The organism is Paenibacillus monticola (assembly GCF_009664975.1).
In the GTDB taxonomy this organism is placed as follows: Bacteria; Bacillota; Bacilli; order Paenibacillales; family Paenibacillaceae; genus Paenibacillus_AQ; species Paenibacillus_AQ monticola.
Window position 1 is genome coordinate 787806 of record NZ_WJXB01000001.1, and the last position, 21654, is coordinate 809459.

Annotated in this window: 19 protein-coding genes and 1 pseudogene; 17 read left to right on the top strand and 3 right to left on the bottom strand. The window is 46.1% G+C overall.

Annotated features, from left to right (window positions below; translation table 11 throughout):
- Positions 1 to 135: 135 nt before the first annotated feature.
- From GJB61_RS03395 to GJB61_RS31070, 3 genes are all read right to left on the bottom strand, one after another.
- The gene (locus GJB61_RS03395; protein ID WP_154117038.1) at positions 136 to 846 is read right to left on the bottom strand and encodes a PspA/IM30 family protein; all 711 of its coding nucleotides are present in this window, start codon (positions 844 to 846) and stop codon (positions 136 to 138) included.
- Positions 847 to 868: 22 nt separating this feature from the next.
- Positions 869 to 1087: a PspC domain-containing protein gene (locus GJB61_RS03400; RefSeq protein ID WP_154117298.1), complete on the bottom strand. Its 219-nt coding sequence runs from the start codon at positions 1085 to 1087 to the stop codon at positions 869 to 871.
- 380 nt (positions 1088 to 1467) lie between these two features.
- Complete coding sequence (locus GJB61_RS31070; RefSeq protein ID WP_229521426.1) at positions 1468 to 1605, bottom strand: NADPH-dependent FMN reductase family protein; 138 nt, start codon at positions 1603 to 1605, stop codon at positions 1468 to 1470.
- Positions 1606 to 1629: 24 nt separating this feature from the next.
- Between GJB61_RS31070 and GJB61_RS03405 the strand changes: the two are divergent.
- The 17 genes and pseudogenes from GJB61_RS03405 to GJB61_RS03485 all read left to right on the top strand — a co-directional run.
- Positions 1630 to 1905, top strand: a pseudogene (locus tag GJB61_RS03405) (winged helix-turn-helix transcriptional regulator); the annotation flags it as partial.
- A gap of 155 nt (positions 1906 to 2060) precedes the next feature.
- Positions 2061 to 3050 (top strand): LacI family DNA-binding transcriptional regulator, encoded by a 990-nt coding sequence (locus tag GJB61_RS03410; protein ID WP_154117039.1) that lies wholly within the window; start codon positions 2061 to 2063, stop codon positions 3048 to 3050.
- Between the two features lie 275 nt (positions 3051 to 3325).
- The gene (locus tag GJB61_RS31510) at positions 3326 to 3634 is read left to right on the top strand and encodes a substrate-binding domain-containing protein (protein WP_229521472.1); all 309 of its coding nucleotides are present in this window, start codon (positions 3326 to 3328) and stop codon (positions 3632 to 3634) included.
- A 56-nt stretch (positions 3635 to 3690) separates the two neighbouring features.
- Positions 3691 to 4623, top strand: coding sequence for an alpha/beta hydrolase (locus GJB61_RS03420; protein WP_154117040.1), 933 nt, complete (start codon positions 3691 to 3693; stop codon positions 4621 to 4623).
- Positions 4624 to 4752: 129 nt separating this feature from the next.
- On the top strand, positions 4753 to 5709 hold the full coding sequence (locus GJB61_RS03425) for a carbohydrate kinase family protein (protein ID WP_338115651.1): 957 nt from the start codon (positions 4753 to 4755) through the stop codon (positions 5707 to 5709).
- Positions 5710 to 5719: 10 nt separating this feature from the next.
- Positions 5720 to 7189 (top strand): sucrose phosphorylase, encoded by a 1470-nt coding sequence (gene gtfA, locus GJB61_RS03430; protein WP_154117041.1) that lies wholly within the window; start codon positions 5720 to 5722, stop codon positions 7187 to 7189.
- 18 nt (positions 7190 to 7207) lie between these two features.
- Entirely contained in the window at positions 7208 to 8023 is an 816-nt protein-coding gene (locus tag GJB61_RS03435; protein WP_338115652.1) for an alpha/beta hydrolase, read from the top strand.
- A gap of 112 nt (positions 8024 to 8135) precedes the next feature.
- The gene (locus tag GJB61_RS03440) at positions 8136 to 9839 is read left to right on the top strand and encodes a sensor histidine kinase (RefSeq protein WP_154117043.1); all 1704 of its coding nucleotides are present in this window, start codon (positions 8136 to 8138) and stop codon (positions 9837 to 9839) included.
- Positions 9840 to 9849: 10 nt separating this feature from the next.
- The gene (locus tag GJB61_RS03445; protein ID WP_154117044.1) at positions 9850 to 11445 is read left to right on the top strand and encodes a helix-turn-helix domain-containing protein; all 1596 of its coding nucleotides are present in this window, start codon (positions 9850 to 9852) and stop codon (positions 11443 to 11445) included.
- 139 nt (positions 11446 to 11584) lie between these two features.
- Positions 11585 to 13120 (top strand): ABC transporter substrate-binding protein, encoded by a 1536-nt coding sequence (locus GJB61_RS03450; RefSeq protein ID WP_154117045.1) that lies wholly within the window; start codon positions 11585 to 11587, stop codon positions 13118 to 13120.
- Between the two features lie 72 nt (positions 13121 to 13192).
- Positions 13193 to 14116, top strand: coding sequence for an ABC transporter permease (locus tag GJB61_RS03455; RefSeq protein WP_154117046.1), 924 nt, complete (start codon positions 13193 to 13195; stop codon positions 14114 to 14116).
- Between the two features lie 13 nt (positions 14117 to 14129).
- Positions 14130 to 15023 (top strand): carbohydrate ABC transporter permease, encoded by an 894-nt coding sequence (locus GJB61_RS03460; RefSeq protein WP_154117047.1) that lies wholly within the window; start codon positions 14130 to 14132, stop codon positions 15021 to 15023.
- Between the two features lie 27 nt (positions 15024 to 15050).
- Complete coding sequence (locus GJB61_RS03465) at positions 15051 to 15857, top strand: Nif3-like dinuclear metal center hexameric protein (protein ID WP_154117048.1); 807 nt, start codon at positions 15051 to 15053, stop codon at positions 15855 to 15857.
- 263 nt (positions 15858 to 16120) lie between these two features.
- Complete coding sequence (locus GJB61_RS03470) at positions 16121 to 17449, top strand: ABC transporter substrate-binding protein (RefSeq protein WP_154117049.1); 1329 nt, start codon at positions 16121 to 16123, stop codon at positions 17447 to 17449.
- A gap of 99 nt (positions 17450 to 17548) precedes the next feature.
- A complete protein-coding gene (locus GJB61_RS03475) occupies positions 17549 to 19621 on the top strand; it encodes an alpha-glucuronidase family glycosyl hydrolase (protein WP_154117050.1) in 2073 nt (690 codons plus the stop codon).
- A gap of 146 nt (positions 19622 to 19767) precedes the next feature.
- Positions 19768 to 20730, top strand: coding sequence for a carbohydrate ABC transporter permease (locus GJB61_RS03480; protein ID WP_154117051.1), 963 nt, complete (start codon positions 19768 to 19770; stop codon positions 20728 to 20730).
- On the top strand, positions 20727 to 21575 hold the full coding sequence (locus tag GJB61_RS03485) for a carbohydrate ABC transporter permease (RefSeq protein ID WP_154117052.1): 849 nt from the start codon (positions 20727 to 20729) through the stop codon (positions 21573 to 21575). The genes GJB61_RS03480 and GJB61_RS03485 overlap by 4 nt, the downstream gene beginning before the upstream one ends.
- Positions 21576 to 21654: the final 79 nt, after the last annotated feature.

The window sequence follows — 21654 nt, forward strand, 5'->3', positions numbered from 1 at the left end:
AAAGATGGATAAGTATGGTACGTCGGATTTCGCAAAAGGATTCATATTCAGCGGATAATGTTGAATTGACCTTTGGAAAGCACCAAAAAACCACCAGCTTTATGAAAGCCTGGTGGCAGATGGACCATGCATCGCTTATTTGCTATCGTTGCTCTTCCGGGCGCGAATGCGTTCCAACTCGGCATCCACTACACTGTTCAAAGCTGAATCTGCGTTTACATTTTTACTCTCTGCAGTTGTATCGGAAGGGTGGAAAAAATTAGCTGCCGCAGCTTCCCATTCCGTTATTTTATCCTCCATCCGCTCGAAGCCTCGCGAGGCTGCACTGGTATTCAGGTTCTGTACGTAGCCTCTGACGTTATGGCCTTGTCCATGACTTGCGGCGGGACGGCTTGCCTTGCCTGCTGCTTTGCGGGCGCGGGCGGCCAATTCGTTTCTTTTCGCTTTCAGCCGGGTATGCTCTTCTTTGGCGCTATGGATATTTGCTTCCAAAGTTGCTAGTCTATGACGGGTTTCTTCCAGACCAGTGGCACATTCCTGTACACTCTCCATATATTTTAGCTTGGCTAATACAGCAAATCTGGCTGCATCTTCATTTCCTATCCCCATCGACGTAACGGCTTCAGCTTCGCTACGATCCGCCAGCAGTTGATATTCCTGCTTACGCTGCTCAAGTACTGCTGCTGCTGCTTTAAGGTCGCGCTCGTCGCGTTCCAAGGCAATGATGCCTTCCTCCAGATCACGCAGATATTGTCCGGTCAACAGTACCGGGTCCTCTAATTTGTTCAGGCCTTCATTGATTGCTGCTTTAGTCAGGGTGGCGATTCTTTCGAATATACTCATCATAATCTCTCCTTTAGAATGTTTTTTAATAGAAGTCGGGTCCGCCAGTGAAACCACTATAGTTCTCTTTTGGAACAATAATACTAGCAATGATATAGAGAACAACTGCTGTGCCAAGACTGAACAGGGCAACAACCACGGTTAGAAGTCTTATAACGGTTGCATCAATGCCGAGCCATGTAGCTAGGCCTCCACACAAACCGCTGATTTTTTTGTCTCCTTGGGAACGGTATAATTTTTTCATCAATAAATCGCTTCCTCTCATTGGGTTGAACCAGAATGTATTCTGTAAGCCTCCGGTGTTTATGTATTCATTGTACGGCTTTATGATATAAACCAAAACGGTCTTGAGACGGTTTTGTAGTCTCGACCTGAGGCGGGGACCGCTTCCGTAATAAGGCGGGGAAGAGGCAAGCCCTGGTTAATGGGAATTCGTATACGGTGCTCTCCTCGACATGAACAAGCTGTCAGCAAAGCCGCTGCGATCCAAGTGATCGCAGCGGCTTGATTTGCAAATATATAGCAGATAACCTTTGATTATCGCCTTCTGTTAACCAGAGTTAGCCTTGCTTCTGGTGCCATTTGCTAATTGTTCCCACCGGATCTTTTCGCCAGGTTAACATGTTAATCCTGACGGTATGCCTGACCCAGTTCATAAGCATGATCCAGTAGACTCGCAATGTACTCGCTCGACTTCGAAAGTGTGTCATAGAAGAATTCAACCTTGGATTCCTGCAGTTTGGCATAACCAGCAATCGCCACATTCAGGTAATTTGGAAGTGAAGTATCCTATATCATCTATCTACCGGAAGAAAGCGTACCTTTGAGCTGCGCAAGCTTATTCCAGATATCACCCAAAAAGTTCTGACCCAGCAGCTGCGTGAACTTGAAGATGACGGGATTATTCTTCGGATTCTGCACATTCAGAACCCTCCCATGGTGGAATATGAGCTTAGTGAATACGCCTGGAAGCTTGGAGATATTCTTGAAACTCTGTGCTTATGGGGAGAAGAGCATTTGGATAAGAAATACGGGGACAAAACAAAGATGCTGGAAGATTAGATACATAGGATAATTCCATTCCATAAAAGCATTTTACAGAATCAATTATTTTCTATATAATAACCGATTGACACAAAAATGTTAACCGGTTATCATAAAGTTGCATCAGTAATGAATACGTATTCAAAACAATCGAAAGTAACAAGGTGGTTTTTATGCCAAAACTTAAAGACGTTGCAGAACAAGCTGGCCTTTCGATTAACACTGTTTCTCGCGTGCTTAACAATAGAGGTTATATCAGTCAGAAGACGAAGGACAAAGTAAATCAGGTTATGAAGGAGCTGAATTATCAGCCGAACGAAATGGCTCGGGCTTTGTTCAGAAAAAGATCAAATATGATCGGTCTGATTGTACCAACGGTCGCGCATCCCTTTTTTGCAGAACTGGCCTATTATCTTGAATATTACGCGGATCAACAAGGCTATAAACTGTTACTATGCAATTCCAACCGTAACGTTTCCAAAGAAGTGGATTACATCGACATGCTGAAGAAGAATCAAGTGGATGCCATTATCATGGGCAGTTCCGTACTGGATGTCCAGCATTTTCTTCACTTGAATCTACCCATTGTCTCATTCGATCGCGTTATATCGGAAGATATTCCTGTTGTCAGCTCGGACAATTTTGAAGGCGGTAAACTTGCTGCGAGATTATTAATCGACAAAGGTTGCCTTCATCCCGTTTACATATATCGTGGAATAGATGGCCCCCATCATCGAGCTATGTTAGCTGGCGATAGAGGGCAAGGGTATGAAGCAGAGATGTGGAGTGCAGGAATGGAACCGTTACAATTGCAATTGGATACTGAAGGGATCAATTGCAGCGAGAACAACGCTGCAATTATTCTTTTCTTACAAGAGCATCCTGAAATAGACGGTGTGTTCGCCAGCAACGATGTGATTGCCGCCGAGGTCATTCATGCTTGTTATCAACTGAAGAAAGATATTCCAGCAGAAATCAAAATTGTGGGTTACGACGACGTCCAGATCGCATCATTGATTTCGCCGCGTCTTAGCACGGTCAGACAGCCGATTCGGGATATGAGCGATTCTATAATTCAGTTGGTGGTTAAGCAAATCGAAGGCGGAGAAGTTCCTATGGTTAACACGTTCCCGGTTACTCTTATTGAACGAGGCACGACATAAAAAAACCGATACTGGATTTCCTGCCAAAGGATGAGACTTCACAAGATTTAGGTGGCAGGAGTAAGGGTATAAACTCATGCTTTGTAATTCCTTGCACCACAAGAAAAAAGAGAAAGAGTATATTGATTTGCTGAGAGCCAGTCAGGTCGATGGCATTATTTGTCAATCAACCTTCCGCTGGTTACTTTGGATCGGCAAATTTCAAAATCCATTCCTTTTATTGCCTCCAATAATTATCAAGGGGGAGTATTGGCTACCAAAGGAATGACGCCTTTCTGGAACAAGTAAGCGACTTATTTCAGGAACATCCCGATCTCGACGGTGTATTTGCGAGCAGTGATATGCTGGCACTGCAAGTTTTGAAGCAATGCAGAAGGCTTGGCAAAGCCGTTCCAGATCAAGTCAAAGTCATAGGATACGATGGAATTTCGGTCGGGGATATGGAGGATTTGACTACGATCGTGCATCCGATCAAGAAGATGGGTGAATTGGCCGTCCGGTACCTGCTTCTGCAGATCGCGGGCGAACAGGTACCACTTGAGACCATTCTTCCGGTCAGATTATCTGAAAAGAGAACGACTTGATTAATCACGATGAAGGCAGACTCATTCACAAAGAAATCATAGTGGAGGAAACATAGATGGATTTTATTAACCGAGTGGCTCCGGAATTAAAACAAGGAGCAATAGAATTGCCACCATTTCATTTGCCCGATGATCTGGATTCTGCCAGGCAGAATATTCAATTATCAGAAGAAAATTCGCAGTTCGTTCGCATTACGGAACGATATCTCTCCGTTGCCGATGCTAACAAAATGTTGGTCAGAATCTATGAACCGGCTCAGAGAAATGAAGATGCGCTACCCGCTCTGCTTTGGACCCATGGCGGCGGATATGTGCTTGGCCATCCGAGAGCCGATGATGCGCTATGTGAAAGCTTTGTACTAGCAGCCAACTGCGTCGTCGTTTCGCCCGACTACCGTCTTGCACCCGAGCATCCGTTCCCTGCCGCCATAGAGGACAGTTACGCAGCGTTAGTGTGGCTGGCTGATACCCATAACGATCTCAATGTCGATTTGGCCCGGATTGCAGTCGGAGGGGCGAGCGCAGGAGGAGGACTGGCAGCTGCCCTGGCGCTAATGGCCAGGGATAGGGGAGGGCCTTCCCTCTGCTTCCAATTGCCGCTGTATCCGATGCTTGACGATCGCAATCTTACATTCTCCAGTCATGAGATTACGTATCCTGCGGTTTGGAACCGGGCCAACAACCTGGTCGCATGGGAGATGTATCTTGGCAGACCTGCCGGCGGAGATACTTCTCCTTACGCTGCCCCCAGCCGCGCGGATAATCTGGCTGATCTGCCTCCCACTTATACTTGCGTCGGACAGCTTGATCCGTTTCGCGACGAGACGATCGAATATGTTGCCCGGTTGGCTCAGGCCGGCGTCGATGTGGAATTTCATCTCTATCCCGGCGGCTATCATGGCTTTGAGCACGCCGTTCCGACAGCCGAGGTTAGCCGGCGTGCCAGAACGGACTATATCAACGCTATGGCAAGAGCCTTGAATCCGTGAGCTCTGGCTCTGTTCCCGTGATGTGCCGTTGAATTGAAAAAAGAGAACGTTTTTTTTGAAGTATTGCATATACAGAAGCAATAGAATGGTATATGACGAAAGGATATTGGAGTTTTAGGGGGAGAACGGGTGTTTAATCTCGGTAAGGCAATACCATTTGAAGATAAACCGAACGATCTGTTAACAGTTGGAGAACTGCTCGTTGACATGATTTCCAACGAGTATGGCGATGCTTTTGAATGCGACGGATATACCAGATATTTTGGAGGGTCGCCTTCCAATATTGCCATCAATGTCAATAAGCTTGGCATTCGGTCTTATGTTGCTTCGGCAGTTGGAAGGGATGGCCTGGGAACGTTTCTGGAAAAAGGATTGCAAAATGCAGGAATGGATACAAGCGGGATCCAGCGGGTGGAGGAGTCTACCAGCATGGTGGTTATCACGAAGAGTCAGGAAACGCCTATTCCAATCTTCTACCGCGGAGCGGATAGCGAATTGGCGTACAATGACTCCTTGGAGCAAGCCTTGATTCGTTCGAAAATCGTTCATTTTTCTTGCTGGCCGATCTCGAGAGTTCCATCGCGCTATACGGTTGAACGTGTCATCGAAAAGGCAAGAGAGCATAAGTTGCTGATTGGCTTCGATCCTAATTATCATCCCTTGATTTGGCAGAAGGGTGAAGATGGCGTATCCTATGTCAAATCTATCATACCAAAAGTTGATATTATCAAACCTTCGGAAGATGATGCAGAGCGTCTGTTTGGGCCAGGCACACCGGCGGAGCAAGTCGAGCGGTTTTTGGAGCTTGGCGCAAAGCTGGTTGTGATGACCTTGGGCAAAGAAGGGGCGATGGTTTCGAACGGCATGGAAATCTTGACGTTTGATACTAAAGCTACCGAGATCGAAGATACGACCGGAGCAGGAGATGCCTTTTGGTCCGGATTCTATGCGGCTGTGGTCAAAGGGTATACCATCAAAGAGGCGCTCGAGCTTGGCTTTGCCGTCAGCGCGTACAAATTAAAATTTACAGGTGCGGTGGTGAATCTGCCAACTCTGGAAGTATTAAAAAAACAATTTGACCTTTAGGAGGTTTCGGATGTCACTAAAGAATCAAGTACAGTTGATTACGTATCCCGATTCGATGGGAGGAGACCTAAAAAGACTGCTTCAAGTTCTCCGCAAGCACTTCGTTGATATATTCGAAGGCGGTATTCACATTCTCCCACCCTTCCCTTCCTCCGGGGACAGAGGGTTTGCTCCACTCACCTACCTGGAAATTGAGCCAGAGTTCGGCACATGGGAGGACATTCGGGCAATCGGAGAGCAGTTTGATATCCTGGTTGATCTTATGGTCAATCACATCTCCAGGCAATCGCCGTATTTTCAGGACTTCCTTGAGAAAGGCCGCGCTTCGGAATCTGCCGATTTATTTATAACTCTGGATAAAATCTGGGAGAACGGGGAGCCTGTGCAGGCGGATATAGAAAAAATGTTTTTGCGTAGACCCTTGCCGTATTCGAGCTTTCCCGTCAGCGGGAGCGGCGGAGTTGAGAAGGTCTGGACGACCTTTGGCAAAACGGAGCCCTCGGAGCAAATTGATCTGGATGTCCATTCCTCACTGACCCGGCAGCTCCTGCAGTCCTTTTTTGAGAATTTCAAGAAACATAACGTCAAAATTGTAAGACTCGATGCGGTCGGATATGTCATTAAGAAGCTGGGAACCAGTTGTTTTTTTGTGGAGCCGGACATATATGAATTTCTGGACTGGATCAAAGAATTGGCGGATTCGCTGGAGCTTGAGCTGCTGCCAGAGGTGCATGCGCATTATAGCACCCAATACAAATTGTCAGAATACGGGTGCTGGATATACGACTTCATCCTGCCCTACCGGGTGCTAGAGGCACTTACCGGTAAGTCCAATACGGAGCTCTATTCTTACCTGCAGACCCGTCCGCATAAGCAGTTCACTATGCTCGATTGTCACGATGGTATTCCTGTCATGCCGGATCTTGATGATCTGATCGACACGAAGGAAGCCCGGAAGCTGGTTGATCTTTGTGTGGAAAGAGGGGCGAATCTGAGCCTTATTCTGTCGGAGGAGCATAAGGCTGCAGACGGATTCGATGTCCATCAGATTCGCTGTACGTATTATAGCGCCTTGAATGAAGACGACGATGCTTATCTCGCTGCAAGAGCGATTCAATTCTTCACGCCAGGTATTCCGCAGGTGTATTATGTAGGCTTATTAGCCGGCATGAATGACGTGGAGCAGGTAAAAGCTACGGGTGAAGGACGCGAAATCAATCGGCACAACTACACTGTAGAGGAAATTGAGCAAGGCCTTGAACAAGAAGTCGTGAAGCGACTAATGAAGCTGATTCGCTTCCGCAATAGTTACAGTGCCTTCGGCGGAGTGTTTCACGTGCTGGATGCGGCAAAGGATGAGATCCGGTTGTTGTGGGAACAAGGCGAGAAATATTGTAAGTTATACATCAACCTGCAGACCTATCAGACTGTTATTGAATATGTAGATGAGAATGGAATTGCTGTTACTTATCTGGTTTAATGCTAATCCTGTTAAGGAGTGGTTATTTTGGCTACGCTACAAATAAGCTTTCAATCGAAATGTCTGAGAAGAGAAGTCACATTCAATGCATTATTGCCAGTCGATCTGCCTGAAGGATTTGGACAACCGGTAGGGTCGGGAGAACCTTTGAGGGCGGTTTATCTGCTGCACGGCTTTTCCGGAAGCCATAATGATTGGATGAACTTCTCACGGATCAGAGAACTGTCGGACAGATACCAGATTGCGGTTTTTATGCCGGCAGGCGAGAATCATTTCTATCTGGATGATGAGAACAGGGGCGAATGGTTCAGCGAATACATCGGTAAGGAACTTGTTGAGTTTACACGACGGATGTTCCCGCTGTCTGCGAAACGGGAGGATACCTATATTGGCGGCTTATCCATGGGAGGCTATGGAGCGATCCGCAACGGTCTAAAATATGCAGAACTATTCGGTCGAATTATTGCCTTGTCATCGGCGCTGATTCCTTATAAAATTGCGAATGCGGCCCCAGATTACGATGACGGTATCGCCAGCTATAAATACTACACAAGCGTCTTTGGTGATCTAAGCCAGCTGCTTGGCAGTGATAAAGACCCGGAAAGGCTTGTCCTTGACTTGAAGGCGAAGGGACTTAAGCTGCCGAAGCTTTATATGGCCTGCGGGACAGAAGATTCTCTGCTGGACGTGAACCGCCGGTTCCATGATTTTCTTGAACGGGAAAAGGTCGGACATCTCTATGAGGAAAGCGCGGGAGCACACACCTGGGAATTCTGGGATAAGCAGATTGAAGGTGCGCTGAAGTGGGCGGCAGAAGACAACGACTCTATTTAAAGGCTTGTTAGATTAACTAACTGAAAATCGTATACTTGTACGCCCCTGGGCTCCGATCAAGATGGTATCGGCTCAGGGGCTTGCTGAATTCTGGGGAGGAAGAAGTTCTGGTATGATTCGAACAAACAGTATCGTGTTCAAGTTTTCTGTGCAGATGACAGTTATTCTTGGGATCCTTCTGTCCATCCTTGTTCTGAGTAATATTTACTCCCTAGAGGTTGTACGAAGCAATGTCCTTACAAGTGCGCATAATACGCTTGCCATCTATCAGGCTAACATTCATAGTAACTTCAATAATTACTCCAAAGATTTAATCGAGGTGTTCGATAATAATATTGATGCCGCAGTAAATTATGCCAACATGGATGAGAGCAGCCGATACTTCAAAGTTCAGCAGCTCAAAAATAATCTGCTGGCGAAAATGGCCAACGATTATTCTAGTGATGGCATGTTTATCAGACTTTCCGGAGAACTCGTGCTGGAACAATTCAGCAGCCGGATTCAATCCGGGGATAAGCTCGCTCTGGTCGATTTCCTCAATATGCACAAGTTCAGCTCCGGTCCAGCAGGTGAAAGCGATGAATGGAAGGTGTTCCAGATTCAGGGTGATTATTATTTATTTAAGTACATCACTTATTCACAAGTCAGTTTTGGAACGTTAGTCAAAGCGGATACCCTATTATCGATGGTAAACAGGGGGAGCAACGATCAAAACCGGTATGTATTGAGTAATACAGAGGGGATCATCTTATCTGCTAATAATATCGTCCTGAAAGAGGCAGACACCACTTTGGACAACTTAACCAACGAGCATCAGCGTAACTTTTTGATCATTTCCGAACCGATAGCAGAGTTTGGTCAAATCACAAATATGGTTGCCAAGGAAAGTCTTTTCTCGGGATTGAAGCTTATTCAATGGGGCATTGCCTTATTAGCAGTTCTTTCGGCTATCGTTGTACCGCTCGTACTGAGGTTCTTAACAAGGGATGTGTTGAAGCCGATCCTAGAGTTGGTGAAGGCAGCCAAAGTGGTTGAGCAGGGGCAACTAGAGTATCAGGTTCCCAGCGGGGTCCCCTATTCCCTGGAGTTTATGAAGTTATTCCATGCGTTTCAATCTATGGTTAGCGAAATCAAGGATTTAAAGATTCAATCTTATGAAGAACAGATCGAAAGAAGCCGGGCAGAGATCAAATATCTGCAGATGCAAATCAGGCCGCACTTCTTTCTGAATGCGATCTCAACGATCACCAGTTTGACTTATCAGAATAAGAATGAAGAAATCCGACTTCTGATTCAGCGTTTGTCTGAGCATCTTCGATATATGTTTAAGGGAGGGCTTGTGGAAGTCACGATGGAGGATGAGATCAAACATGCTGAAAATTATATCCGGATGCAAGAGATCCGTTATCCCGATCAAGTGTTCTTCATGACGGAGATCAATGATGAAGCCCGGCGAGTACTCATCCCACAATTTATGATTCAAACGTTTGTAGAGAATGCATTCAAGCACGCGATATTTTATAAAGAGATGCTTTCGATATTCATCCGCGCCCGCTCGGAGACAAGAGATGGATGTCCGTTTGTCAAAATTGTAATCGAGGATAACGGAGAAGGTTTCTCTTCCGAGTGGCTGAAGAGCACGGAATTCGAGGATGTGACGGAGGATGGAGGCCAGGTCGGGATTGCCAACATTCAAAAAACACTCCGACTGCTGTACAAACGCGATGACTTGTTGAAGCTGTCAAATGCTGAGCAGTCTGGCGCAAGAGTAGAATTGTGGATACCCATACAAGAAGCCGACCAGCAGACGTTGTAGGAGGTAAGATATGCGTTGCATGTTGATTGATGATGATATACCTACGGTTAAGGCCCTACTCAGTATTGTGAACTGGGAAGAATTTGGAATTACCGAAGTGCTGACCGCTTATAACATACAGGATGCGAAACAAATGTTTGGCAGTGGTGAGCCCGATCTGATCATATGCGATATTGAAATGCCGAGAGGTTCTGGTATCGATATGATCAAGTGGGCCAGAGAGCGCCAATATGAAGGAGGGTTTATATTTTTAACCTGTCATGAGAGCTTCAGCTTTGCGTCCAAAGCAATCTCGTACAATGTCGACTCCTATTTGGTCAAGCCTCTGGACAAGCAGGAGTTGGAAGCGGCACTGCAAAAGTCCATGGAGACGCTCAAGAAAAAGATGATGATGGGTGAATACAGCAAGATGGGTCTTGCGTGGCTGAAAAATATAGATCTAGTCGAAAGGGGATTCTGGAGTGATGTGCTGACGGCCACCCTTTCTCCTAGAATCAACCTGATTCAAAGTGAAGTGCAGAAACGGGAGTTAGCCTTGTCCGTCCATACCGACTATATTCTGTTTCTCGTAAGCGTTCCGCGCTCCCAGATTGAGAGAGAGTGGGACGAAAGCATATTCCATTATGCGCTCTCTAACCTAATTTCCGAAATTCTCATCAGCCAGGTGAGTGCTGGCCGGATTATCGCCTATCAAGTCGATAACGTGTTCTACAATGCCATTCTTGTCGAGAGTAAGATCGATATGAAGTGGCTGCAAGGCAGCGCAGAGAATATCATTCTGATGTGCAGGCAATATTTGAAGTGTTCGGCTACCTGTTACTTCAGTGAGAAGGTCGCTGTTTCGGAACTCTCGCAGGTCAAAACGAAACTGGAGCAACTGGATGAGTCGAATATCATTTTCAGAGGTAAAGTACATTTTCAGAATGAGCCATTTCATTATGATACTACGGAACGATTCTCTCTTGATATTGAGCTTTTCACTATGCTGTTCGTTCAGAAGGAGAAAGTCCAGATTGTTAATCGGCTAAAGAAAGAGCTGGAATTGTTGACAAGTCTGAATAAGCTGGATTCTGCGACACTTCATTCGATCCGGGAGGACCTCCTTCAAGTCGTCTATTCCCTTCTCTCGCGGCAGCATATACAGGCGCATCGGCTCTTTGCTGCTGATGTGACCCAGCAATTGTTCCAAAATGCAGAAAGCAGTGTGTTTGACTTCATGAAGTGGGCGCAGGCTCTTACAGACAAAACGGTGGATTCCATTAAAGAAGTGCTGCAGTCCGAAGGGGTTGTCGAGAGAGCGAAGCGTTTTATCCATGAAAACTACAGACAAGACATCAGTCGTGAGGATGTCGCAGCAAGCGTATATCTGACTGCGGATTACCTGGCCAAGGTCTTCAAGAATGAGACAGGCCAAACTGTCAAGGAGTATCTGAACGACTACCGAATAAAAGCGGCCAAGCATATGCTGATTGAGAGCACGGCAAGCATAAGCGAGATTGCTATGGAAACCGGATTTGATACGATATCATATTTCTCAACAGTATTCAAAAAGCTGGCAGGAGAAACACCCATTGCCTATCGTTCGAAACATAAGTCGATTAGATAACTAGAAACTCCGCTTTCACTCCAAAAGCGGAGTTTTTGCTGTAGTACTGTTTTTCGAAAAAACATACCGTCTTATTGAAAGCTTGGAGTATTTCTTAGAAGTACAATGAAAGCGAAAACATAGAACAGGAGGCATCATAATGAAAAGTAAAAAGGGGATAAGCGCACTGCTGTTGTCAACGGTATTATTCGGTTCACTCCTTTCAGCCTGCGGGAACAATTCTTCAGCAACAGATTCGAAGGGGACGACGGCAGATGCTAAAGTTGATGAAATCGTGTTTGCTCTGCCGTCCTTTAACCGGATTCCCGATGATCTGAGCAAGGTCACGGCTGCAATCAATGAAATCACAACAAAGAAAATCGGGGTGAAGGTGGACTTCCGTTTATATGGTCCGTCCGATTATGCCCAGAAAGTCAACCTCGCACTTCAGAGTGGAGAGAAAATGGATATCTTCACGACGTTGGGCCAATTCTCCAACTATGCTTCGAAGAGCCAGATTTCTCCGCTTGAAGACCTGCTGCCGGAATATGGAAAAGAAATGACGGCCATTCTTGAGAAGGATTTCGGATTGGACATCCTCAAAGCTACAACGATGGATGGACATATCTATGGCATTCCGGTAAATAAAGGAATGGCTTTGCCTACCAATATTATTTATAACAGCGATATGCTGAAGGAAGCTGGCTTAACGGCTGACGATATTCAAACCGTGGAGGATCTGCCGGCAGTCTTCGCGGCCGTTAAGAAGAAGTCTCCCGATGTGGTACCTTTTGGAACGATTAATGTCAATCCGACGGATACAGGACTTATTAATCTGCTAAAAGGAGCGAGCAAGGTGGACTATCTGATGGACACAACCGGAGTCGGTGTTGTTATCGGCGATAGCGGAAAGGTCGTCAATTTCTACGAAACAGATAGTTTCAAAGAAGGTATTCAGATGATGAGAGACTGGTTCAATGCAGGTTATTTACAGAAGGATACCGCAACGACGACGATTACAGCTATGGAGATGATTTCTTCCGGACGTGGCTTCTCCTTCCTTGGAGGTTACAGTGGTATGGAGGTAGGCAAAACACTGAGTGCCCAAGCGGGGAAAAAGCTTGAGACTAAACGAATTGCTCCTTTCTATTTCGATACGAGTGCCGTTAATGCCGTGACATGGATGGTGTCAAGCACCTCTAAGGAACAGGTGGCGGCCGTCAAGTTCCTGAACCTGCTCTATACCGATACTGACTTGATTAATACCATTCTGTATGGGATTGAGGGGGAAGACTACTTGAAGGTCGACGAACATCATGTGAAATTCCCGGAAGGAAAAGACGCCAATACGGTGCCGTACACTGCAATGCTGAGTTCGGGGATTGTAGGCTCGGAATCTCTTCAGTATCAGTTTGAAGGAACCAACTGGTCGGATATTGAGTTAAAGCTGAAGGAAAACAAGGATACAGAAAGATCGCCCTATTTTGGATTTATCTTTGATCAAAACCAAGTGAAGACGCAGATGAGCGCTGTGAACAACGTAGTGAATCAATTCCTTCCAGCTCTTGTAAGCGGATCAGTAGATCCAGCGACGATTATTCCAAAATTCATTAACGCACTGAAAGATGCAGGTGCTCAAGCGATTATTGACAGCAAGCAGGAGCAGCTGGATCAGTGGATTGCTGCGCAAAAATAATAATTCAAATGAACCTACTGAAAGTAGAGTAGCACTCAGGCTCTATTTTCAGTAATGGAGGTGAGGTCCGACATGATAGCCAACCCTAAATCTAAGCCGCTCAAAAAAACACTTCCTCTTTTGCTGTTAGCAGCTCCAGGCTTACTCTACTTTTTTATTAATAGCTATATTCCCATGTTCGGGGTGTTTATCGCTTTCAAGGATGTAAATTACGCTAAAGGCATCTTCGGAAGCGACTGGATCGGGTTTAAAAACTTTACGTTTCTGTTCCAGACAAACGATGCCTGGATTATGACGAGAAATACGCTTCTCTACAACCTGGTCTTTATTGGGCTCGGGACGATCGTTTCAATCATTATCGCAATCCTAATGTCGGAACTGCTGAATAAAATGTACTCAAAGCTCTTTATGTCAGGCTTAATACTTCCGAACTTGATCTCTATGGTTGTTCTTTCCTTGCTCGTCTTCGCGTTTCTTAACGCAGACAGCGGCTTTGTTAATCATTCCATTCTTCGTCCGCTTGGTCTTCAGGAGATCAACTGGTATTCGGAGCCGAAGTACTGGCCTTATCTGCTGGTTTTGTTTCAGATTTGGAAAACGGCAGGTTATGGCTCCATTATCTATTTTGCTTCCATCGCAGGAATCGATAAGAGTATCTACGAGGCAGCTAAAATTGATGGCGCAGGGAAGCTGAAGCAGATTCGCATGATTACTTTGCCACTGCTGAAGCCTACAGTCATTGTGCTGGTGCTTATGTCCATGGGACGAATTTTCAACTCCGACTTTGGTTTGTTCTATCAAGTTCCCCTGAACTCGGGAGCGCTGTATAGCACCACTCAAACCATTGATACGTATGTTTATCGCGCCTTAATGCAGCTTAATGATATCGGAATGTCAGCGGCAGCCGGCTTATATCAATCTGTGGTCGGATTTGTACTTGTTCTTACTGTAAATACCATCGTCAAGAAAGTTAATTCGGAAAACGCTTTGTTCTAGGGGGGAAATGCTTATGATACAAACAAGAGGGGAACGATCGTTTACTATTTTCTCTGCGATCGTGATGATCTTGCTGACGATTTTTGCTTTTTTACCCTTTCTTCTCATTGTTATTGCATCGTTCACTGATGAAACGACTTTGATCCGAAACGGTTACAGCTTTTTTCCAGAAAAGACAAGTCTTGAAGCGTACTTGTACATCAAATCTTCAGCATATACCTTTATAAGAGCCTATGGAGTTTCATTTGTGGTCACGATAATGGGCACCGGATCGGGTCTGCTGATTACAAGCATGCTTGCTTACCCCATGTCCCGAACCGATTTCAAATACCACAATGTGCTGGCTTTTATCGTATTTTTCACGATGCTGTTCAGCGGTGGTATCGTTCCTTCCTATATTATGTGGACGCAATATTTTCATATTAAAGATACACTTTGGGCACTTATAGTTCCAAATCTGCTGTCCAACGGCTTTAATGTGCTGCTGGTTCGGAACTATTTTAAAAACAACGTACCCTTAGAAATTATTGAGGCAGCCGGGATTGACGGCGCGTCGGAGATACGCACATTTTTTCGAATCATGCTTCCGTTGTCCATGCCGGTTATGGCAACCGTGGGTCTGTTCATGGGACTCGCCTATTGGAACGACTGGATCAACGCACTTTATTTTGTTTCGAAACCGCAATTTTATGGTATTCAAAATCTGCTGATCCAGCTGATGAACAACATTCAATTCCTCAACTCCGGTCAGGCCAGCAGTGTGCTCGGGGCAGAAGCTGTACAGCTACCAAGCACAGCCGTACGGATGGCTATGGCGGTTCTGGGAATTGTGCCGGTTTTGTTCGTGCTGCCCTTTATGCAGAAATACTTGACCCGCGGAGTTATAATTGGTGCGGTTAAAGGCTGATGACAGAATGAAAAGGAGATATAGTTTATGAATGTACAAGAGGTTATTGATCGGATTCTGCTGGATTGCTGTGGCGGTCACAAGCTGGAGCAGACATGCGATGTGTTTGCGAGCGGTCATCCCGGTATGGAAGTAACCGGAATCGTCACAACATTTATGGCAACAGTAGATGTCATCAAAGAAGCGATTACTCTCGGAGCGAATCTGATTATTACCCATGAGCCTACTTATTTTACGGGAATGGACACGCTGGACTGGCTTCAGGAAGATCCTGTATATCTGGCCAAGAAAAAGCTGATTGAGGATCATGGGATTGCCATCTGGAGATTTCACGATCATATGCATTTGGCCGACACGGACCGAATTTATGACGGTCTTCTCAAGCAGTTGGGATGGGAGGACAAGCAGCTGGACGAAAAATCTCCCTGGGGATATCTTATCGATGAGACGACTGTCGGAGCACTGGGCGGCTTCTTGAAGCAGAGACTCGGCATGGAAGTGATTCAAATCGTCGGCAATCCGGAGACACCTTGTTCCCGCATCGGGATATTGGTCGGAGGTGGAAGCCTCGGTCTGGGCAGAGAGCAAATGCCTATGGAGCTGATGACAGAGAAGAATCTCGATGTCATGATCTGTGGCGATATTACTGAGTGGACACTATGCGCTTATATAAATGACGCTTCTATGCTTGGTATGAACAAAGCAATGATTGTTATTGGCCATGAACGGTCCGAGGAGTGGGGCATGAAGTATATGGCCGAATGGCTGAGACCTCTGGTGAATGGCTTCCCGGTTACCTTTGTGGATGCGAAGGAGCCATTTATTTATCTGTGATTGTATGGTAATGTGCAATATAGCTGAAGTAGGTTATGAGGTTACAGACAGAAACAGCCGAGCGAATCCGCACGGCTGTTTCTGTCTGTAAACCCCAACATTTTGAATGAGAAGGGAAGGGGAGTTGTGAAATTAGATTCTCCCAAATCTTATTTCCGTAAGATTTTAAAATAAATCGTGCATCGCTCTCATATGAACTTCTATTTATAATTGTTACTATAACGGTGTAGCAAGACAATACAGATTAAATTGGAGGGTTAAAGATGTTGAAATGGAAGCGTTCTCTTACAGTTTTGGCCATGACAGCCTTGCTGGGGACGATGGCAGCATGCGGCGGCGGCGGGACAAAAAACAATGCGGAAACTACTGCTGAACCTGCCGGCAATACTACTGCCGCAACGGCTGCACCAAGCAATGAACCTGTCAAGCTGCGTATTATGTGGTGGGGATCCCAGCCGCGCCACGAGGCTACCCTGGCTGCACTGGACTTGTACACAAAGAACAACCCGAATGTTACGTTTGAACCGGAATATTCCGGTATGGATGGATACTTGGACAAATTATCTACTCAAGCCGCAGCTAATAATGCACCGGATATCGTTCAGCTTGATCCGGGCTGGATGCCGGACTGGATGTCCCGTAAACAATTAGCTGAGCTGGCTCCTGAGGTTGATGTAAGCAAATTCGATGAAAAATTACTGGCAGGTGGCCAGCTTGACGGTAAGCAATATGCTGTTCCTCTGGGTTCGGTAGCGTTCGGTATGGTCTATGACAAAGCCGCTATGGATAAGCTCGGGATTGCGAATCCTGCTAATGGTTGGACATGGGATGATTTCTTCGCCTTAGCCAAGGAATCTAAATCCAAACTGCCAAGCGGACAATATTTCACATTGGACTATGCAGGCAACTATTTTATGTATTCGGCCTATCAGTACGCTAAAGGTAAAGGTCAGGTTATCACTGATGATGGTCACTTCAACGTAGATCAAGCTAGCTACTTGGAATGGACCAAAAAATTCGAAGAGCTGCGCAAGGAAAAACTGGTTCCACCAGCGGACGTAAACGCTTCCGACAAGGAAAATGATCCGCAAATGGACTTAATGGCAGCGGGTAAAGTGTTGTTTCGGTATAGCTTCTCTAATAACCTAGGTACTTGGGATAGTATTAAACCCGGTGCTTATGCACTTGTAACTATGCCGCGTGCAGAAGAAGCAGGTGGATGGTTGAAACCATCCATGTACCTGTCCGTCTCTAAAAACTCCAAGCATGCTGAAGAAGCTAAAAAATTCATCAATTGGTTTGTGAATGATCAAGAGGCAGGTAACATTCTGCAAACATTCCGCGGCCTGCCGGCTAACAAGGAAATTTCTGCTTCCCTGGAAGCAAGCATGAGCGATCTGGATAAGGTTGGATTAGGACTCCTTCGTGCTACTGAAAAGGATGGTCAGACTTGGTCGGCTGGAGCAGGAGGTTGGACGAATTTCGTTGATAAAGACTGGGTGCTTGTTCGGGACCAGCTCAGTTTCGGGAAAATTACGCCAGAGAAAGCCTTTGAGCAGTTGAAAGAAGTGGCGCAATCTTACGAAAAATAATTCAAGCACGATAGCCCGGAACAACCATGTTCCGGGCCTTGAATTTATTATTGGAACATAGAAAGATGAAGTGGAAATTGAGGGGTAGGAGGATTATAAATGAGTAATTCTGTTTTATATCACCCGGGAGACGGATATCTGGCCTGGCTGCAGTACCGCCGGATCACAGCGGGGGCAAATGTTGATCAATATGCGGAATATAATCAAATTATTGTGACTGAGCAGGATGATGTTGTTATTCGTTCTGCAGTGAACGAGTTGACTCAAGGCATGGAAGGAATCACAGGAAGAAAAATTTGCATTTCCGGGAAAACAGAGAGAACTCCTAGTATCGTGCTAGGAACTTTCGGGACTGGCTCAAGGATAGCTGAAGTGTTCAGTGAAGAAGTAAGCAGTGCGATTAAAGCGGAGGGCTACGCAATTCATACGGACAGCGTTACCGGCGATATTGTTATCGGAGCAGTCACCTCCGCAGGTATATTATATGGAGTATTCCATCTGCTCCGGATCATGGGTGCAGGGGGTTCTGTCCAGCAATTAAATATGGTAGAGAACCCTGTCAATCAGCTGCGTATGATCAACCAGTGGGACAATATGGACGGGAGTGTGGAGCGGGGATATGCCGGGGAATCTATTTTTTATGAAGATAACCGAGTAACAAGTAATCTTCAGCGTATTCAGGATTATGCCCGCCTGCTGGCCTCCAGCGGAATCAATGCCATCGCGATAAATAATGTAAATGTACATCAGGTGGAGAGCCGCTTATTAACGGAATTCCTGCCGGACGTGGCGAAGCTGGCAGCTATCTTCCGCGGCTATGCAATCAAGCTGTTCCTGAGCATCAATTATGCAAGTACCATAGAGATCGGCGGTCTCTTAACGGCAGATCCACTTGATTCTACTGTCCGTGAATGGTGGAGAGCCGCAGCATCGAAAATATATGCAGCAATTCCTGATTTCGGAGGATTTCTGGTAAAGGCCGATTCGGAGAACCGGCCGGGACCGTTCACCTACGGAAGAGATCACGCCGACGGCGCCAATATGCTGGCTGAAGCGCTGAAGCCGCATGGCGGTATAGTAATCTGGCGCTGTTTCGTGTATAACTGCAAGCAGGACTGGCGCGACCGTTCCATGGATCGGGCGCGGGCGGCCTATGATCATTTTCAGCCACTGGATGGCCGCTTCATGGATAATGTCATTCTGCAGGTGAAGAATGGGCCGATTGACTTTCAGGTTAGAGAGCCTGTCTCTCCGCTGCTAGGAGCTATGCCGCACACGAATCAAGTGATCGAATTTCAGATTGCCCAGGAATACACCGGACAGCAACGCCATGTGTGCTATCTGGTGCCCCAGTGGAAAGAGATTCTGAACTTTGATACGCATCTTCAAGGAGAAGGGACTACTGTCAAACGCATTATAGATGGAAATGTTCACGGCAATGCCTACAGTGGCTTTGCCGCCGTCTCCAATATTGGAAATGACGCCAATTGGACGGGGCATCTTCTGGCACAGGCAAACCTATTCGGTTATGGCCGTCTGGCCTGGAATCCGGAGCTGTCTGCTGAAGAAATTGCTGTGGAATGGATTACGCTCACCTTTGGCACCAATGAGCTGATGGTTCAGACAATACTTAACATCCTTATGAACTCCTGGGAGATTTATGAATCATATACAGCTCCGCTGGGCGTTGGGTTTATGGTCAATCCTAACCATCACTACGGCCCTAATGTGGATGGATATGAATATTCAATGTGGGGGACTTACCACTTTGCAGACTGTTACGGTATTGGTGTTGACCGCATCTCAGCAACCGGAACCGGATATACTTCCCAATATGCACGTATGAACATGGAATTGTACGAGTCGCTTGAGAGTTGTCCAGATGAGCTGCTGCTGTTCTTCCACCATGTCCCTTATACTCATGTGCTTCATTCCGGAAAAACGGTGATTCAGCATATTTATGATACACATTTTGAAGGTGCTGAACGTGCAGGTCAGGTGGTTGCCGCCTGGGAGCTTGTGAAAGAACAGGTGGATGGGCGGGCTTACCAGCAAGTAGCAGATCGTCTTGTGGAGCAGGCTGAGCATGCTAAAGAGTGGCGAGATAGAATCAATACGTATTTTCTCCGGAAGAGCGGAATTGCTGATCAATGGGGAAGAACAATCTATTAATGATCATTCTTATGTAGGAGCGGTCGATACCGCTTCTTTTTTTTATCGTTATATATTGAAAGAATTCGAGCATTCCTCTCCTTTAGCGGGGGAATAGCAGATTATATACTTAAGATATAAAATTTGACCACAAGAGGTGACCACAGATGAACCGTTCCACAACCACTGTAGCCCAATCTGCTGTGAAGACGAAAAAAAGCTCATACTTTCGCAGCAGATGGAACGCTCCGCTTGCAGGCTATTTGTTTATTTCGCCCTGGTTGATCGGGTTTCTAGCGCTTACGGCGTATCCGTTATTCTTATCCTTATACTATTCGTTTACTGACTACACTTTAATGCAGCCGATAAAGTGGGTCGGGACCCGCAATTACGAGCGTATCTTTACAGCGGATCCCAAATTCATTCAATCTGCTAAGGTAACCTTCACTTATGTTCTTGCTTCTGTGCCTCTGAAGCTTATAGCTGCTCTCTTGGTCGCTATGATCCTCAGCAAGGCGGTAAAAGGAATAAGCTTCTACCGCACGGCGATTTATTTTCCTTCACTTATCGGAGGAAGTATTGGGGTATCGCTGCTCTGGCGCAACATTTTTGGTATTGACGGAGTCTTTAACAAACTGATTGGCGTCTTTGGCTTTGAAGGGAAGGGCTGGATTACAAGCCCCGATACGGCGCTTGGTACGCTGATTCTGCTTACGGTCTGGCAATTCGGGTCCACCATGGTTATTTTTCTGGCAGGCCTGAAGCAGATTCCAAACGATTTGTATGAGGCGTCTTCTGTGGATGGGGCTAGCAAGGTAACTCAATTCTTTAGAATCACACTGCCGATGCTGTCGCCGATTCTGTATTTCAACCTGATTATGGCCGTCATCGGCGCCTTCCAAATGTTTACCTCCGCATTTGTAATTACAAATGGCGGGCCGATGAACTCCACTTATGTGTATGCAATGTATTTGTACGAACGGGCATTCAGCCGTTATGAGATGGGTTATGCTTCGGCACTGGCTTGGATTATGCTGGTCGCAATTGTTGCAGCAACTCTTCTGATCTCTTACACCTCGAAGTATTGGGTATTCTATGAAACAGACACTGGAGGGAAAAAACGTAAATGACAACAACATTAAAATGGAAGCCGGCATTCCGTCATCTGTTCATGATTCTCTTCAGCCTCATTATGGTCTATCCAGTTCTCTGGTGGATCGGTGCTTCACTTAAAGACAGTACAGAGCTTGGCTCGCCGTCAATTTTTCCGACTGCCCCTCAATGGAGCAATTTCACCAAAGGCTGGAATTCGGTTCCCGGACATACGTTTACGGATTTCTATCTCAATACCTTCGGACTTGAATTTGCCGTAATCATCGCAACGCTGCTATCCTGCACACTGGTTGCCTTCGGTTTTGCGAGATTGGACTTTCCGTTGAAGAATTTCTGGTTCTCCATCCTGATGCTGACCTTAATGATGCCTGGACAAGTACTGATAATCCCTCAGTATACACTGTTTTACCAACTGGGTTGGGTGAACACATATCTCCCGTTTATCATTCCCCATCTGCTTGCTGGGGGGGCTGGAGGCAGCTTCTTCGTCTTCCTACTCATTCAATTTATACGCGGTGTTCCAAGAGAACTTGACGAATCGGCCAAAATTGACGGGTGCTCTTGGTTCGGTATCTTTTGGAGAATCGTTATGCCGCTTGCCTTTCCGGCAATCGTTACCGTGACGATTTTCTGCTTCCTATGGAATTGGGACGATTTCCTGGGTCATCTCCTGTATATCAACTCGGTAGACAAGTATACTGTTGGCCTGGCGCTTCGGATGATTAATGACTCTCAGTCCGCTCAGGAGTGGGGGCAACTGCTTGCCATGTCACTGGTGTCAATTGTTCCGGCAACAATCGTCTTCATGTTCCTTCAGAAGTATTTCGTTGAAGGGATTGCAACGACAGGGATAAAGGGATAAGATGTAAAAAAATCCGTCCGTTAACGGTAAAGCCTCGAATGTCCTTCGCAGCTTTACCGTTTGCTGTGTCTGAATGGGA